The sequence below is a fragment of the Enterococcus sp. HMSC072F02 genome (genome assembly GCF_001837725.1).
Classification (GTDB): Bacteria; Bacillota; Bacilli; order Lactobacillales; family Enterococcaceae; genus Enterococcus_B; species Enterococcus_B lactis.
Genome location: NZ_KV833963.1, coordinates 101,668 through 118,757 on the forward strand (window position 1 = coordinate 101,668; position 17,090 = coordinate 118,757).

The window sequence follows — 17,090 nt, forward strand, 5'->3', positions numbered from 1 at the left end:
TTTGTTATTCTTAAAGCGAGCCGATGAGAGTGGAAGATCGGTAAGACACTGCATCGTGAAAGATCCTCTACTTGAGACTGCTTTTCTGAAACTAGAGTAAGAAGCAGCGGCTGACCTCGTTATTGGTCACAGAGAGTTTGCATTAGATAGATGCAACTAAATTTGGGTGGTACCACGGCATGTTCGTCCCTTGCGGCTGAACATGCCTTTTTGTGTCCGGAAAATAAACGAAGGAGTGAATGGTTGAATGAAAATGAAAGAAACCTTGCAATTAGGAAAAACAAAATTCCCTATGCGTGGTAATTTGCCAAACCGAGAAGGCGAATGGCAAAAAGAATGGGAAGAAAATCAAATCTATCAAAAAAGACAAGAATTGAACGAAGGAAAACCTAGCTTTGTTCTTCATGATGGACCTCCTTATGCCAATGGAAATATCCATTTAGGGCACTCATTGAATAAAATCAGTAAAGACATTATCATTCGTTCAAAATCAATGTCTGGCTATCGCGCACCATATGTTCCAGGCTGGGATACACATGGATTGCCAATCGAACAAGTATTGGCTAATAAAGGCGTGAAACGTAAAGAAATGTCCATGGCAGAATATTTGGAAAAATGTCGTGAATATGCACTTTCCCAAGTAGATAAGCAACGAGAAGATTTCAAACGCCTAGGGGTTGCAGGAGATTGGGAACATCCCTATGTCACATTAGACCCTTCGTATGAAGCTGCACAAGTACGCGTATTTGGTAAAATGGCTGAAAAAGGCTATATTTACAAAGGATTGAAACCCATTTACTGGTCTCCGTCAAGTGAGTCTTCTTTAGCGGAAGCTGAAATTGAATATAAAGATGTAAAATCTCCATCTATTTTTGTAGCTTTCAATGTCAAAGACGGCAAAGGCATCCTTGATGAAGATACAGCTTTCGTCATTTGGACGACAACACCATGGACATTGCCAGCAAACCAAGGTATTGCTGTAAATCCCAAATTTACGTATGTACTGGTCGAAGCTGATGGCCGTAAGTTTGTTGTAGCAAAAGATTTGCTAGAAACAGTTCAAACAGAAATCGGTTGGGAAAATGTAACGATTCTAAAAGAATTTGCTGGCCAAGAAATGGAATATATGACTGCAAGTCATCCATTCTATGACCGTGAATCGCTCGTAATTTTAGGTGACCATGTTACTTTAGACGCTGGTACTGGATTAGTCCATACTGCTCCAGGACACGGGGAAGATGACTATATCGCCGGTAGCAAATATAAACTATCTGTAGTGTCACCTGTAGACTCAAAAGGGTTGTTTACAGAAGAAGCTCCTGGATTTGAAGGAATCTTTTATGATAAAGCAAATCCTATGATTACTGATTTATTAAAGGAAAAAGGAGCTTTGCTGAAACTAGATTTCTTTACCCATAGTTATCCTCACGATTGGCGGACGAAAAAACCTGTGATTTATCGTGCAACTCCACAATGGTTTGCATCTATCGATAAATTCCGTCAGAATATTTTGGATGAAGTAGAAAAAGTAGATTGGGTTATTCCATGGGGAAAAACACGTTTATATAATATGATCCGTGATCGCGGCGACTGGGTCATTTCTCGTCAACGTGCATGGGGAGTGCCGCTTCCGATTTTCTATGCTGAAAATGGTGAAGCAATCATCACGCCAGAAACAATCGAACATGTAGCAAAATTATTCGCTGAACATGGATCAATCATCTGGTTTGAAAAAGAAGCAAAAGAACTTCTTCCTGAAGGATTTACTCACCCAGGTTCTCCTAATGGCGAATTTACAAAAGAAAAAGATATCATGGATGTCTGGTTTGATTCTGGTTCTTCTCATGAAGCTGTTTTACGTCAACGACCAGAATTATCATTCCCAGCAGATATGTACTTAGAAGGATCAGACCAATATCGTGGCTGGTTCAACTCAAGTATCACGACAAGTGTGGCTATCAATGGCGTAGCACCATATAAATCAGTTATTTCTCAAGGATTTGCTTTAGATGGCGAAGGCCGTAAGATGAGTAAATCTTTAGGAAATATCATTGCACCAGAAAAAGTGATCAAACAATTTGGTGCAGATATCCTTCGCTTGTGGGTATCTAGTGTCGATTATGAAGCAGATGTTCGTGTATCGATGGATATCTTAAGTCAAGTGGCAGAGGTATATCGTAAGATCAGAAATACGATGCGTTTCTTATTAGCGAATACAGAAGATTTCGATCCTAAAAAAGATACTGTTTCGTACAATGATTTACGCTCTGTAGACAAATACATGATCGTACGATTGAACCAAGTAATCAAAGAAATCAGAGAAGAAGGATATGACAAATATAATTTCATGCATATTTACCGTACAGTTATGAACTTCTTGACTGTTGATCTATCGTCCTTCTACCTGGATTTTGCTAAAGATGTGGTTTATATCGAAGCAGAAGATGATTATCAACGTCGTTGCATGCAAACTGTTTTCTATCAAACAGCTGTAGCTTTGACGAAACTATTGACGCCTATCATTCCACATACGGCGGAAGAAATCTGGTCATTCCTAAAAGAAGAAGAAGCATACGTTCAGTTAAGTGAGTTTCCTGGCTATGAAGAGTTTGCGAACCAAGAGGAATTGATGGACACTTGGGCTGCTTTCATGGATTTCCGTGACAAGGTCTTAAAAGCATTGGAAGAAGCAAGAAATAGCAAATTGATTGGTAAATCATTGGAAGCAAAACTAACTGTTTATCCAAAACAACAAGTTCGTGAAATGTTAAAAGCTTTGGATGCAGATATTGCACAATTGCTGATCGTTTCCCCAGACTACTTTGAAGTAATGGAAGCAGATGTGCAAGTGCCAGATAATGCTGTGGTATTTGATGATGTTGCTATTACAGTAGAAAAAGCAGACGGAGAAACGTGCGATCGCTGTCGTCAAGTTCGTAAAGATGTAGGAGTAGATGAAAAACTTCCTCATCTATGCGGACGTTGTGCAAAAATCGTTGAAGCATTCTATCCTGAAGCTGTAGCTGAAGGATTCGAAGAAAAGTAAAATGGAAAAGGGGTTGTGACATGTTTTTTGTCACAACCCCTTTTGTTATCAATCGATTAATTTCCCACGTTCGCGATACCAGTTATCTGGTTGCCAGATCCATTCGAATCCGTCTTTTTCAAGTAGTTCGAAAGCTGCTTTAGGCCCCATTGATCCGGCTTTGTAGTTTGGAAAGTCCGGTTGTGTTTGGTCCCAAGCTTTACGAATGACATCCACGATATGCCAAGATTGAGCGACTTCTTCCCAATGAGAGAAATTCGTTCCATCACCATTCAACGCATCTAGCAGTAATTTTTCGTAAGCTTCTGGGCTATTTTCAACCATCTCTGCACTATTTCGAAATTCTAATTTGATTGGTTCCGTTTCAAACCCTTGACCTACTTCTTTTCCATTCAGGGATAAAGAAAATCCTTCAGTTGGCTGGATATAGATCGTTAGAACATTCGGTGGGAGTGTCGTATCGTCACATGGTTCATCGACAGATGTTTTGAATACATTAACAGGAACCTGTTTGAATACGATATTGATCCGAGTACCTTTTTCAGTCAAACGTTTGCCTGTACGCACATAGAAGGGAACACCAGACCAACGGAAGTTGTCGATAGTGAATTTTCCTGCGACGAAGGTTTCGGTCTCTGATTGAGCATCCACTTTGTCTTCTTCTCGATAACCTTTGAATTGTACGCCATCTAATTCACCTTGAGCATATTGTCCACGAACGAAGTTTTCTAACACTTCTTCTTCGTTATAGATGCGGATTGCTTTCAATGCTTTAATCTTTTCTGTACGGATTTCTTTTTCGGAAAATGCTACTGGTGGTTCCATTGCAAGTAATGCTACAACTTGCAGAATATGATTTTGCACCATGTCTTTCAGTGCGCCACTGTGATCGTAGTAGCCCCCGCGATCTTCTACGCCAAGGTTTTCACCAAAAGTGATTTGGATATTATCGATATAACGATTATTCCATTGAGCCTCAAAAATATTATTGGCAAAACGGATAGCTGAAATGTTTTGGATCATTTCTTTCCCTAAATAATGATCAATCCTGAAAATATCTTGCTCTGGGAATACTTCTCTGATTTGCTGATTCAATTCGAAAGCAGACTGGTAATCCGATCCAAACGGTTTTTCTATAATCAAACGATTGAAGCCATTTTTTGTCATAATGTTTTGTGATTTTAAATGAGAAACGATCGTTCCGAAAAATTGAGGTGCCATGGCCAAATAATAGACGCGATTGCCGTTTAACTGATAGTGTCCATCTAATCGGTCAGACAATTCTTTTAATGTTTGATAATGTGTTGAATCATTTACATCATGGGATTGGTAGTAAAAATGACTAGCAAAAGTAGTTGCTTCTTCATCAGAAGGATTCAATGCACGAATCGTTTCTTTGACAACTTCACGATAGTGTTCATCGCTCCAAGGACGGCGAGCGGTCCCAATCACGGCAAAATGCTCGCCTAAATTTCCTTTTCTGTAAAGGCGGAACAAAGACGGGTACAATTTACGTTGGGCTAGGTCACCTGTGCCGCCGAATATCGTAAACAATACATTTTTTTCATTAGACATGTAGATACACTCCTTTATATTTTATCGACAAAAATCGTGCTGGCCGCCTTGAAGCTGACGGGTATTTTCTTTCTATCATTTTGGATAGTGATTGGTCCTTCATAAGCTGCGATGTCAACGATCTCATACTCTTCGTTGATATTCAGGTCAATTGTGACTAAGTAATCCAACAATTCTTTTTCATCAAGCACTCGTGCGATACGCACTTTTGTACCGACAGGATAAGATTCTAGTGTTTGCCGGCGTTCTTCATGGACGACTTCCTCTTTTTTAGGAATCGATCCTCCATGAGGACAATGTTCAGGATGATTCAAATAGTTTTCTAAATGATCTGCAAGATGTTCTGAAGTCACATGTTCCAATACTTCAGCATCATCGTGGACTTCATTCCAGCTATAGTCTAAATGTTCAACTAAAAAAACTTCCCATAAACGATGTTTGCGAATCAAACTGCTAGCTTTTTGCAGTCCGCTTGCAGTCAATTGTACACCTTGATAAGGGGAATGTTCTACAAGCTCTTCTTTCACAAGTTTAGAAATCATTTCACTGACAGATGCAGCCGAGACATCTAGGCTAGATACGATTTGTTTATTGTTGACTTTCGTTGTATCTCCGCCTAGTTCTAAAATGATTTTCAAATAATCTTCTCGATTTGGTGTCATATTCGATCATCCTTTCATGGTAAAAACCATCATTAGTAAGTGTAACAAAAAAAACGTTAATTGACTATTTTTCTAAATAAAAAACAAAGGATTTTTGGACGTTTTTACAACAAAAAACGAAAGACGAGAAAGAAGACTCATACTTTCGTTTATAGATATATATTGGGAGGTGTCTATTTTTCAGATGTCAACTTATACGAGACATCTGCAGATTCATCATAAAGAGTTTGTTCGGGATAAGAAAAGACAAGATAAAAACCGTATTGATCACGTACGACTAAACGCTGTTCATCTATTTCTACTACAGATGTGCCAAGTGACTGACCGTTGATCAAAAACGTGTAATCAGATGTAATCTGTAATTGTTGTTTTTGCTGGCTATCACTGAAGAACCATGTACCTTGATACCTCGAGAGTCTTTCAGATTTTTCCGCTTGTTTTTTCTTTTTCAAGTAAATCCAACTTGAGAGAACGGCAACGAGTGAACCAAGAAAATAGATCATTTTTTTTATCACCAAATCACTCCTTTATGAGAAAATCATCGTATAGAAACATTCTTCCTTCTTTATTTCATTGTACCGAATAAAAACTAAAATTTCTCTAAGACTTTCGACTGGTTTTTTTACTGTTTTTCCACAAATTATGATAGGATACATAGTAGGAAGACAGGTGACATAATTTGAAGTATCAGCAAGTTGAAACAGCTTTTTTTATTGACCGCCCGAATCGGTTTATTGCACATTGCATGAAAAAAGACGGAGAAATGATTATCGCGCATGTCAAAAATACAGGCAGAGGAAAAGAGGTCCTGATACCGGGCGCTGAAGTGGCTATTGTATTTGCTCCTGGACCTAAAAGGAAAACCGACTATGATCTGATTGCTGTAAAAAAGAAGGGTGATTGGTTCAATATCGATAGTCAATTGCCTAATCAGTTAGCAACTGACGGTATTTTAGACGGCACGATCCTTTTACCAGGATTAACTGGTCCATTTACAGCATACAAGCGGGAAGTAACTTATCTTCACTCCAAATTTGATATTTATTTGGAGACGGCGGCCGGACGAAAAGCATTTGTTGAAGTCAAAGGTATGACACTTGAAAATAAAGCAATTGGTGCTTTTCCTGATGCGCCTACACTCAGAGGATTGAAACATGTTGGAGAATTAGCATATGCCGCACAAGATGGTTATGCCGCTTATGTCTTGTTTATTGCTCAATTCGAACATCTTCATTTCGCAACGATCCATGAAGAAATGCAACCAGCACTAGCTGATATGGTTCGACATGCGCAGCAAAGTGGAGTGCAAATCCTCGCCTATAATTGTCAAGTAACGGCAGATGAGGTAACTGTCAAGCAGGCTATCCCGTTTGATGTAGCTATCCCGTTTGAAGATCCTATACAATAGAAAGAAGGTAAAAAAATGATCAACTTAGGTATTATTGGAACAAATTGGATCACTCATCAATTTGTCCAAGCAGCTTTGAGCACAAAAAAATATGAATTGACAGCGGTATATTCTAGACATTTGGAAAAAGCACAGGAATTTGGTTCTCATTATGAAGGGGATATCGAATTTGCAACAGATTTGAAGACTTTTTTCAATATTGCTCATATGGACACTGTTTATATAGCTTCTCCAAATAGTCTTCATTTTAGTCAGACTAAGCAAGCAATTTTGGCAGGTAAAAATGTAATAGTGGAAAAGCCAGCTTTTTCGACGCCAAAAGAAATGGATGAAATCATCCATTTGGCAAATGAACACAATGTGTATTTTTTTGAAGCAGCAAGAAATATCCATGAATCAGGTTTTAAAAAGATTGCCGATTACTTACCATTAAAAGACGAGATAATCGGTGCAAATTTCAGCTATATGAAATATTCTTCGCGTTATGACCAAGTATTAGATGGAGAAGAACCAAATATCTTCTCGACTCATTTCTCAGGTGGTGCATTGATGGATTTAGGTGTTTACCTTGTGTATGCAACTGTCGCTTGGTTTGGAATGCCAAAAGAAGTCCATTATTTCCCAAGAAAGATTTCTACTGGTGTGGATGGTCTTGGATGGGGAATCTTGCGTTATGATACTTTCGATGTATCGATCCAACCAGGTAAAATCGGTGATTCTTATCTGCCATCAGAGATCTATTTTGACTCAGGAACGCTAGTGATGAATGGCGTCAATGCAATCGAACAAGCAGAGTTTCATGATCGGGTACACGAAGAAATCATTGACTTAGCAGTAACAGCTGCAGAAAATCCAATGGCAGATGAAGCAGAGGATTTTGCCAATGTCATGACTCATCCGAAAGATCCAGCTTGGGGATTATTGTATGAAGAGTGGATCGAGCTAGCTAGAAATGTGAACCAAGTGATTTATGATTTAAGAAAAAATGGTGGCATCAAATTCGATGCAGATAATGAGGAAGATTTTTAATGAACGAATTTGTACAAGTATTTCCCGAAAATTGGCAGAAAAATTATGAGAATAAAGGATTTATTACACCTTCTCTTATTCAACAGGCAGTTTTTCAGCCATTAAGCAATAAACAAAGCATAGTAGCCATCTCTCCAACAGGTTCAGGTAAAACACTGGCTTATCTTTGGCCGTTACTACTAAACGTAGAACCAGGTGAAGCAAGTGCGTTGGTTATCTTTGCATCTTCTCAAGAACTAGCTATTCAAGTAGCAGATGTTGCACGTGAATGGGGAAAAGACAAAGAATTGAAAGTCCAATCTTTGGTGGGCGGAGCAAACGTTAAACGACAAATTGAAGGTTTGAAGAAAAAACCAGAAATCTTGATTGGTACACCAGGAAGAATATTGGAATTGATGAAAGCTAAAAAAATAAAAGCACATCAAGTGAAAACAATGGTATTTGATGAAGCAGACCAGCTATTTGATGCGGGGAACAGCCAAATCATTGATCAGATTCTTCATCAAGCTCCGACAGAATATCAGCTAGCCTTTTTTTCAGCAACAGCAGATCGTTCCCTTGAAAGCATTGAAAAAATCACTGGGAAAACGTTTGAGACGATCGACGTGACAGCAGAAGATGATTCTCGAAAAGGCTTGAGACATTACTTTTTACGAGTGCCAATACGAAAGAAAGATGAATATCTAAGACGTCTCACTCACATAGAAGATTTTCAAGGTCTGATTTTCTTTAATCAACTGACTGAATTAGGTGTGATGGAAGAAAAATTGCTGTATAGAGGGGTACCTGTAGGAAGCCTGGCCTCTGATCAAAACAAGCTGCTCCGAAAAGCGGCGTTGGAACAATTCAAAAAGAAAAAGATCAGCGCACTTTTGACCACAGATGTGGCGGCTAGAGGTTTAGATATTACAGGACTTCCTTATGTCGTGAATGCAGAAGTGCCGTTAAGTGAAGAAGCTTACTTGCATCGTTCTGGAAGAACTGGACGAATGGGCAATGAAGGAACAGTGATCACACTCGTACAAGATAACAATTTAAGAGATTTGAAACGACTTTTACGTCCGACAAACATAACACTTGAAGAGATTTTTCTGCACGGAGGAAAGTTACAAACGGATCAACCAATCAAAGAAGATGTAGCTACCGCAGCGAATAACAAGTATAAGAAATCTTTTCCTGGGAAAGAACAAAATCCAGAGCATAACAAAAACAAATCAAGAAAAAAAGTTAAAAATAAATCAAAAAAAGAGAGAAATAAAGGAGCAAGGCGCAAATAAGCGCCTTTTTATGCTATGATTATGAAAACGGGAACAAAATTGGTTGCCAGAGGAGGGATTATGTGAAAGAACGTCAAGAAGAGATCTTGCATCTATTGACAGAAAACCAACAAGGATTGACAGCAAGTGATGTAGCTGAGCGCTTGAATATTGATCGAAGCAATGCAAGCCGATATTTAAGCGAACTGTATAAGGCTCATCATATTGTAAAAACCGCTGGCCGACCAGTCGTTTACTCCTTGCCAACGGAAAAATCAAAATCTGATGAAGTACATGTCGACTCTTCTACGCAAGTGACTTTTGAAACGCTCGTTGGAGAAAATGATTCTTTAAAAGTCAGCATACAGCAGGCAAAAGCAGCGATTCTTTATCCGCCGCGGGGGCTACATACCATTATTTTTGGAGAAACTGGTACAGGGAAGTCGATGTTTGCGGAATGTATGTATCATTTTGCAATCGAATCTGAAATGCTTTCAGCCGATGCGCCATTTGTTTCTTTCAATTGTGCGGATTATGCTCAAAATCCCCAACTGCTCTTTGGACACATCTTTGGGATCAAAAAAGGGGCTTACACAGGAGCAGCGCAAGACAGTCCTGGTCTAATCGCCAAAGCAGACGGCGGTATATTGTTTTTAGATGAGATCCACCGTTTACCACCGGAAGGGCAGGAAATGCTGTTTACTTTCATCGATAAAGGTATCTATCGTCCACTTGGAGAAAGTGCACAAGTACATGAAGCATCAGTTCAGATCATTGGGGCAACGACTGAATCTTCAGAAAGCTTCTTGACTACCTTCAACCGACGGATCCCTATGGCTATCACCTTGCCAAACCTTGCTTCGCGTTCATTGGATGAGCGTTATGAGATCATCTCTCTTTTTATCAAACAAGAAGCGAACCGTTTGAATCAACGTATCGATATCGAAAAAGAAGCGATTCTTGCCTTCATGCTTTATGATGCGGAAGGGAATATCGGTCAAGTGAAACGAGACCTGAAATTAGTCTGTGCAAAATCTTTTTTACATTACCGAACGCATCATGAGAAAAAGCTGATTATTCGAAAAGAAGAACTTTCCCTTCAAGTACAAAAAGGACTACTGAAAATCAAGGAAATACCAGAACGCCTCGACCGATTCATGGACAGTAAGAGCCAGTATTTGACATTTGAACCAGGGTTTGCTGATGTCGTCTGGTCACAAGATCCAGAAAGAAACATGCAAGTCTACAACGATATTGAGGAAAAAGTTACTTCTCTTTCTGAAACCGGTGTGGAGAACATCGATTTGGAGATGCTCATTTCAAAAGATGTGGATGCTTATTTTCAGACATATGTCAAAGAATTGACTAAAAGTTCAATCCCAAAAGATCTTTTGCCAGATGAAATCTGGCGGTTAACCAATCAATTGTATGATGTGGCTGAAAAACGGTTAGACCGTATTTATAATGAAAAAGCTCGTTTTGCTTTTGCTTTGCATTTGCAAAGTACATTGGATCGTGTGAGAGAAGGACATATGATTGTCCATCCAGATTTGAATAATGTACGAAAAAATTTTAAGAGGGAATTCCAGGTAGCAATCGATCTTTCGACAATCATCGAAGAAGAAGAACAAGTCGAGATTCCTTTTGATGAAATTGGCTTTATCAGTATGTTTCTTTCTATCAATTTAGGAGAAAGTGAGCCCGTTAAAGAAAACAAAGTAGATGTTCTTGTACTGATGCACGGCAGACAGACCGCTTCAAGTATGTTGGAGATGGCGCAAGAACTATTAGGAACAAAAGTAGGGAAAGCTTTTAATATGCCACTGGTTATGGAAGTTCAAACAATGTATGAAGAGGTCCTACAATATGTCAAAAATTATCAGGGGCATTTGACGAATGGCTTGCTTTTGTTAACAGATATGGGATCATTAAACACCTTCAGTGATTTGATTTATGAAGAGACTGGCATTCGGACGAAAGCTATCACAATGACAAGTACGATGATTGTGATAGAAGCGATACGGATGGCAAGTGTTGGAAGAAGCTTAGAAGACATCTATCAAAATATTCAGCTCTCCTTTGAATCAATCGTACGTGATCAGTTCAAAGCGGAAAAATCTGAAACTTTACAGCGTAAAAAAGCCGTCATCGTGACATGCTTTACTGGTGAGGGAGTAGCTGCCAAATTGTATCAACGGATTATGCCGGTGATTAATCAAGACAAAGTAGAACTGATCCAGATGCAGTTTTTAGAACGCGAATCATTCAAAAAACACATTGATGCCTTATTGGAAGAATACGAGATCAAAGCAATTGCAGGAACGGTTGACGTTGATTATCAAAATATCCCATTTTTTTCCGCCTATGACGTTTTTGATGATGAAAAATTGAATGTTTTAAAGCGTATAGCTGATGATGAGATTCCAACAGCTAAAATTGTTGATTCGCTTTCAGGATCATTAAGTGATGTCTTTTCTATTGATGAATTGATCCGCTCATTGCAAAAAACAGTTCAGCAGATCCAGACAGATTTGTCGATTATCGTAGAACCAGGAGTAGATACTGGAATTGTCATCCATTTAGCCTTCATGCTAGACGGATTGATCAAAAAAGAAACGCATCGGCAATTTGAGAAACTATCTATTTTCTCAAAAATTTACCGTTTGGAAATGGATATCATTCGAGCAAACTTGATGGCACTGGAACGGAAATATCAGGTAAAAATTTCAGAAGATGATATCGCGTTTCTTACACAAATGTTTCTTGAAAACAAAATAAAAAAATAAACACACTAATCATACTGTTTACACACTGGATATCAGTGTGCGCACTATATAAAAGAGCTAAAAAGCATGAAAACGCTATTTTAGCTCTTTTTTTCTTGGCATGCTTCTTGCATTATATAAAAGTGTAAAAAAAATAAAAGGAGTGTTAAAAATGGCAAAAAAAACAATTATGTTAGTTTGTTCAGCAGGGATGAGTACGAGTTTATTGGTCACAAAAATGCAAAAAGCAGCGGAAGAAAAAGGAATGGAAGCTGATATTTTTGCTGTTTCTGCCTCAGATGCAGATAATAATTTAGAATCTAAGAATGTCGATGTTTTATTATTAGGTCCTCAAGTACGTTTCATGAAAGCTCAATTCGAACAAAAACTTGCGCCTAAAGGTATTCCGTTAGATGTCATCAATATGCAAGACTATGGCATGATGAATGGAGAAAAAGTACTTGCACAAGCAGAAAATCTAATGAAATAAATCAAGTATGCAGTTGGGGGATAACAACGTGGAAGATCAACAAAATCTAGAAGCCATCATGGGACTCATCATGTTTGGCGGTAATGCAAAGAGCGACGCAATGGAAGCGATTGCGGCTGCTAAAATCGGTGATTTCGAGTTAGCGGATAGAAAAATCGCTGATGCAGAAGAATCACTTATACAAGCACATCATGCACAAACAGACATGTTGACACAAGAAGCACAAGGAAATCATATGCAAGTGACGTTATTGACTGTTCATAGTCAAGATCATTTAATGACGTCTATTGCGTTTACTGATTTAGCAAAAGAAATCATCGAACTTTATCGTCGCGTATACAGCGAATAAATACAACTTCTTTTTTGAACGGAAGAAGAAAAATTTTTGAACGGATTTTTTATTTTGTTATAAAGAGAACTCTCTTTATATAAAAAACTTATAGGAGGAAGTAAAAAATGAACGGACTAACAAGTTGGATGGAGAAATACATCCTGCCGGTTGCCGCAAAAATCGGAGCGCAAAAACATTTAGTTGCTTTGCGTGATGCTTTTATCGGCACACTGCCCGCAACAATGGCGGGATCAGTCGCTGTAATGATCAATGCAATTATTCGAGATTTACCGCAACAGTTTAACAGTACCTACGCTGACAGTTTAGCAGCAGACAAAGGAATCTTTGCCGTATTGAATGTCATCATCGGAATCAATGGTTTTGTCTGGAACGGTACACTAGCAATCGCCGGATTGATTTTTGCCTTTTCTTGGGGGTATAATCTTGCCCGAGCTTACGGAGTAAATGATCTAGCTGGGGGGATCGTTGGTCTAGCTACCTTGATTCAAGGTATTTCCTTTGGTCCAGCATTATCAGCAGCATTAGATGTGAATGTCCCTTCAAATGTCGCAGATGCAATCAATAGTTCTGAGATTGGTGCAACGATTGCAGATGGCACACTGTCAGTTGGATTATGGGGTTGGCTGAAACTAGATCATTTGAATGGAAACGCTTATTTTACAGTTATGATCATGGGGGCAATTTCAGTCATTATTTTTTGTAAATTGATGCTTGCTAACATTACGATCAAAATGCCTGATTCAGTACCACCAGCAGTATCTAAAGCATTTGCAGCCATTTTACCAGCGACGATCGCTTTATACGTCATTGCTATTATCAATTATATCGTAGGTCGTGTAGCTGATGGGCAACTAATCATTGATTTGGTACAAAAATATATTGCAGAACCATTCCTAGGATTATCCCAAGGGTTGGGAGCAGTATTGATCGTCACAGTGTTTGTTCAAGTATTCTGGTTCTTTGGTATTCATGGACCAAATGTATTGGCACCAGTGCTAGAGGGAATCTGGGGACAAGCACAACTAATCAATATTGATATTTTCCAAAAAGGTTATAACGGAAAAACTGGTACACCAGCCGTGTTAGACGCAATCGAAGATGGAAAAGCTTATATGTGGGTCCGTGGATCGTTCGATGCTTTTGCATGGTTTGGCGGATCAGGTGGAACGATCGTCTTACTGATAGCTATCTTGATTTTCTCTAAACGAGCGGATTATTTAACAGTAGCTAAATTATCCATTGGACCTGGTATTTTCAATATCAACGAGCCAGTGATGTTTGGTCTGCCGATCGTATTGAATGCCATCATGTTCATCCCATTCTTGATTGCTCCAGTAGTTGCGACAGCTATCGGTTGGTTAGCAACTTACTTTGGACTTGTAGCACCAGTTTCGCAACAAGTTACATGGGTAGTACCGCCGTTCTTATTGTCATTCTTAGCAACAGGAGCGGATTGGCGAGCACCAATCGTAACGTTGGTATGTATGGTCGTGACTTTCTTGATTTGGGCACCGTTTGTCATTTCTGCAAACAAAATGGACCCTGCCGCAGGCGAACAACAATAAGATGAATCTGAGGAGCGGGACGCTTTAAGTTTCGTTCCTCATAATGAATTTTCGAGGAGGAACTGAAATGATTTCAATTGCCAGTGCAATGCAACAAGATGCAATCAAAGAATTATTAGAAGGATACAATGAAGAAGGAATGACATTTACGTTTAAAGAAAAACAAGGAATCAAAATGTTCTTTGAAACAAGTGCAGAAGATCCGGAAGCTGCGGCTAAAAAAGCAAAGGAACTAATCAAAGCACAGCCTTGGGGAACAGTCCTTTATTTTCAGTCAACAGCTGTTTAAGAAAATGGTTCAAAAAGATAGGATGGTTGATATGATAAAAAACGGTTTATTTTTATGTAGTATTGGTTCTTTGATCGTGTTGTATAGTTTGAATCCACATTCGCAAAGGTATGATTTGTATAGTATGGTCACGGGTCTTTTCCTAACAGGATTAGGAATCTACTTCTTCATGAAGGGGAAAAAAAGAGAAGAAGCAAAGGAGAAAAATAACTAATGGAAATCACAAAAAAATTAAATATTCCAGCGTCGTTTTTTTACGATAAAGTTATGGATTCTGTTCTTTTCGATGTACGTAAAGCGACCGGCAAATCAGTGACCAGAAAACAGCTGAAAAATTTGGAGTACGTCAAACAATTCTCGCAAAATAACCGGGCTCGTATAAAAATCGAAGAAGTCATTGAAAACCAGTCTTATAAGTTTCGTACATCGACAACGAAGAATGAATTCGTTGTTCATTATCAAATCAAACCAGTAGACGATTCGACCTGTGAGGTTCATTACACAGAAAAAATGGAGTCTTATGGCATGCTTCAAAAGTTGAATGATATGCTTTTAGGAACGATCTTGATGTACTTTAAGCGGAGACGTTTCAAAAAAATGCTAGAGATGATCGAAGCAACGTATTAAACCAGTAAAAAAATGGTACTATTTAGTTATTGAAAAATGAAGTAAGCTAGAAGAGATTTTTCAGAGGAAGCGAGGTCTTTCCTGAGATTCCTCACTAGCTTTTTTGTAGGAAGGGGCAGCAAAATGACAAAACAAGTAAGAGAGCTAGGGGGATCTTCGATTGAGGAAATGTTTGCTTTAGCCACATATGCATTTAATGGGGCAGATACACCTGAAAGGAGAGAACGTTTTCGTACACTTGCGGAGAATTCCTGGAATTACGGTTTTTTTGATGAGGAGGATCGGCTAACAAGTCAAGTCATGGCGACTCCTTTTCCAGTGAATTTTTACGGACAAGAGTATTTAATGGCCGGTATTGGCTATGTTGCTTCTTATCCTGAAGCAAGGGGACAAGGCGGAATCAATCAGATCATGGAAAAGATCCTTGAAGATTGCCGTGATCGTAAAGTAAGCTTATCTTATCTGGCGCCATTCTCCTATCCCTTCTATCGGCGCTATGGCTATGAACAATCGTTTGATAAAATCAGTTATCAACTAAACAGTCGTGACGTGCCGTTTACCAAAAAAAAATCTGGCAAGATGAAGCGTATGAATTTCGAAGATGCAAAAGCTGCAATCAAACGAATTTATGAACAGATGCCTGAAAACCAACGAGCTGGTCTGAAGCGCGAAGACTGGTGGTATACGTATAAATTCAAGCAAAAAGGTAATTACCAGTTTGCTTTGTATTTTGATGAGACTGGGGAAGCAACGGGCTATGTCGTTTACCAGCTTGCAGCGTCTTCCTTTATTATTGTGGAATGGGGATTTTTGAATCATGATGCCTTTTGCAGCCTTGTCCGCTTTGTAAGTTCCCATAACGGTGCTTTTGAAACATTTGAATATTCATGTGGCTACGGTGGCAATGATCAAAATTATCTATTAGCAAATCCATTTGCTTCTGTAACGATCACACCTTATATGATGGCGAGGATCGTAGATATTTCTTTGTTTTTGGAAAAATATCCATTTAGAAAGAAACAAGCTGCCTTTGCCCTTCAGATAGAAGAAGATCAGTATGCAAAATGGAATGAAGGAATCGTGGAAGTAACGATCAAAAATGGAAAAAACCATCTCTCAAAAGTAGAACAAACAGCATTACCGATCGTTCGCGGAAGTATCCAACATATCACACAGCTATTATTAGGATATCGTAAAGTTGAAGAGCTGGTATTCCAAGAGAGGATACAGGTGGCAAAAGAATATGAAGAAACGTTAAGCTCGATCTTGCCACAGCAACAGCCAATCCTTAATGACTATTTTTGATAAAAAAAGGGTGATGACAATATTTTTGTCACCACCCTTTTGTTTTTTCGTTTGGCATTTGAAGGAAAATGTTAAAGTAAATCCTCTTTTTTCGTAAATTTGAATTTTTTGTTTTCTTTTGTTTTAGGGTTTTCTTTTTTGTGGTCTTGGATTGCTTCTTTCGTAATCTTTTCCCGATTTTTTTTAGATGAATCTAAGCGTTCGGCATATACTTTTTCTTTTGGCTTATCATTCATTGGAAAGAACCTCCCTGTATTATTTCATTCTACTCCTAGTTTATCATCTGTTAAGAGCTAGTGGAAACGATTTGCCTAACTTACAAGCTGATTTTTTTAGCAGATAAGCTTGCAAGTAAAAAACAAACAAGCTACAATTGATTTATTGAAATTGTTCCTGTAGCTCAGTAGGATAGAGCAATCGCCTCCTAAGCGAGTGTTGGAACAATCGCCATTTAAACTAAAATTATGCGGTAAGTCTTCGTTACCGTACATATGTCCCCGTACCTCAGTAGGATAGAGGGTTTGCCTCCTAAGCAAAACGTCGCTGGTTCGATTCCAGTCGGGGACGTTACTAAATGTTCATCGAAAGCCTGTATCATAGGGTTTTCGATTTTTTTAGTTAAATTTAAAATAAATTCACTAGCTTGATTGAAACTATTTTTTAATCGGAAACTACAATAGATGATTTTTAGTCAAGTCCACAATCCTGTGTAAAATACTAT

The 17,090-nt window shown here is 38.6% G+C and carries 16 protein-coding genes and 1 tRNA gene; 13 read left to right on the forward strand and 4 right to left on the reverse strand.

The features are described 5' to 3' along the window. Positions 1–247 precede the first annotated feature (247 nt). Positions 248–3,046 (forward strand): isoleucine--tRNA ligase, encoded by a 2,799-nt coding sequence (gene ileS / locus HMPREF2731_RS09025; RefSeq protein ID WP_070872820.1) that lies wholly within the window; start codon positions 248–250, stop codon positions 3,044–3,046. A gap of 48 nt (positions 3,047–3,094) precedes the next feature. Here the strand turns inward: ileS and zwf are convergent, their stop codons facing one another. From zwf to HMPREF2731_RS09040, 3 genes are all read right to left on the reverse strand, one after another. Further along, on the reverse strand, positions 3,095–4,621 hold the full coding sequence (gene zwf, locus HMPREF2731_RS09030) for a glucose-6-phosphate dehydrogenase (RefSeq protein ID WP_002291842.1): 1,527 nt from the start codon (positions 4,619–4,621) through the stop codon (positions 3,095–3,097). 14 nt (positions 4,622–4,635) lie between these two features. Continuing rightward, positions 4,636–5,283, reverse strand: coding sequence for a transcriptional regulator EfaR (locus HMPREF2731_RS09035; RefSeq protein ID WP_002286616.1), 648 nt, complete (start codon positions 5,281–5,283; stop codon positions 4,636–4,638). 173 nt (positions 5,284–5,456) lie between these two features. Further along, complete coding sequence (locus tag HMPREF2731_RS09040) at positions 5,457–5,786, reverse strand: DUF4828 domain-containing protein (protein WP_002375263.1); 330 nt, start codon at positions 5,784–5,786, stop codon at positions 5,457–5,459. A gap of 176 nt (positions 5,787–5,962) precedes the next feature. On the opposite strand from HMPREF2731_RS09040, the gene sfsA reads away from it, so the two are divergent. From sfsA to eis, 11 genes are all read left to right on the forward strand, one after another. Further along, positions 5,963–6,691, forward strand: a complete 729-nt coding sequence (gene sfsA / locus HMPREF2731_RS09045; RefSeq protein ID WP_047937369.1) for a DNA/RNA nuclease SfsA — start codon at positions 5,963–5,965, stop codon at positions 6,689–6,691. Positions 6,692–6,706: 15 nt separating this feature from the next. After that, positions 6,707–7,720, forward strand: a complete 1,014-nt coding sequence (locus HMPREF2731_RS09050; protein ID WP_002315401.1) for a Gfo/Idh/MocA family protein — start codon at positions 6,707–6,709, stop codon at positions 7,718–7,720. After that, a complete protein-coding gene (locus tag HMPREF2731_RS09055) occupies positions 7,720–8,997 on the forward strand; it encodes a DEAD/DEAH box helicase (RefSeq protein WP_002291838.1) in 1,278 nt (425 codons plus the stop codon). Before HMPREF2731_RS09050 ends, HMPREF2731_RS09055 begins: the two co-directional genes overlap by 1 nt. A 62-nt stretch (positions 8,998–9,059) precedes the next feature. Beyond that, positions 9,060–11,762: a sigma-54-dependent transcriptional regulator gene (locus tag HMPREF2731_RS09060; RefSeq protein WP_002335537.1), complete on the forward strand. Its 2,703-nt coding sequence runs from the start codon at positions 9,060–9,062 to the stop codon at positions 11,760–11,762. Between the two features lie 151 nt (positions 11,763–11,913). Beyond that, the gene (locus HMPREF2731_RS09065) at positions 11,914–12,231 is read left to right on the forward strand and encodes a PTS sugar transporter subunit IIB (protein ID WP_002286606.1); all 318 of its coding nucleotides are present in this window, start codon (positions 11,914–11,916) and stop codon (positions 12,229–12,231) included. Positions 12,232–12,259: 28 nt separating this feature from the next. Next, entirely contained in the window at positions 12,260–12,580 is a 321-nt protein-coding gene (locus tag HMPREF2731_RS09070) for a PTS lactose/cellobiose transporter subunit IIA (RefSeq protein WP_002286604.1), read from the forward strand. A 107-nt stretch (positions 12,581–12,687) separates the two neighbouring features. Continuing rightward, positions 12,688–14,148: a PTS sugar transporter subunit IIC gene (locus tag HMPREF2731_RS09075; protein ID WP_002292902.1), complete on the forward strand. Its 1,461-nt coding sequence runs from the start codon at positions 12,688–12,690 to the stop codon at positions 14,146–14,148. Between the two features lie 67 nt (positions 14,149–14,215). After that, positions 14,216–14,437, forward strand: coding sequence for a hypothetical protein (locus HMPREF2731_RS09080; protein ID WP_002292901.1), 222 nt, complete (start codon positions 14,216–14,218; stop codon positions 14,435–14,437). A gap of 31 nt (positions 14,438–14,468) precedes the next feature. Next, on the forward strand, positions 14,469–14,651 hold the full coding sequence (locus tag HMPREF2731_RS09085; protein ID WP_002286596.1) for a DUF3188 domain-containing protein: 183 nt from the start codon (positions 14,469–14,471) through the stop codon (positions 14,649–14,651). Beyond that, entirely contained in the window at positions 14,651–15,064 is a 414-nt protein-coding gene (locus HMPREF2731_RS09090) for a DUF3284 domain-containing protein (protein WP_002315398.1), read from the forward strand. The genes HMPREF2731_RS09085 and HMPREF2731_RS09090 overlap by 1 nt, the downstream gene beginning before the upstream one ends. A 123-nt stretch (positions 15,065–15,187) precedes the next feature. After that, the gene (eis, locus tag HMPREF2731_RS09095) at positions 15,188–16,369 is read left to right on the forward strand and encodes a GNAT family N-acetyltransferase (protein ID WP_002329030.1); all 1,182 of its coding nucleotides are present in this window, start codon (positions 15,188–15,190) and stop codon (positions 16,367–16,369) included. 71 nt (positions 16,370–16,440) lie between these two features. Here the strand turns inward: eis and HMPREF2731_RS15105 are convergent, their stop codons facing one another. After that, complete coding sequence (locus HMPREF2731_RS15105; protein WP_002286676.1) at positions 16,441–16,605, reverse strand: hypothetical protein; 165 nt, start codon at positions 16,603–16,605, stop codon at positions 16,441–16,443. 257 nt (positions 16,606–16,862) lie between these two features. Between HMPREF2731_RS15105 and HMPREF2731_RS09105 the strand changes: the two genes are divergently transcribed. Further along, a tRNA-Arg gene (locus HMPREF2731_RS09105) sits at positions 16,863–16,936 on the forward strand. Positions 16,937–17,090 lie beyond the last annotated feature (154 nt).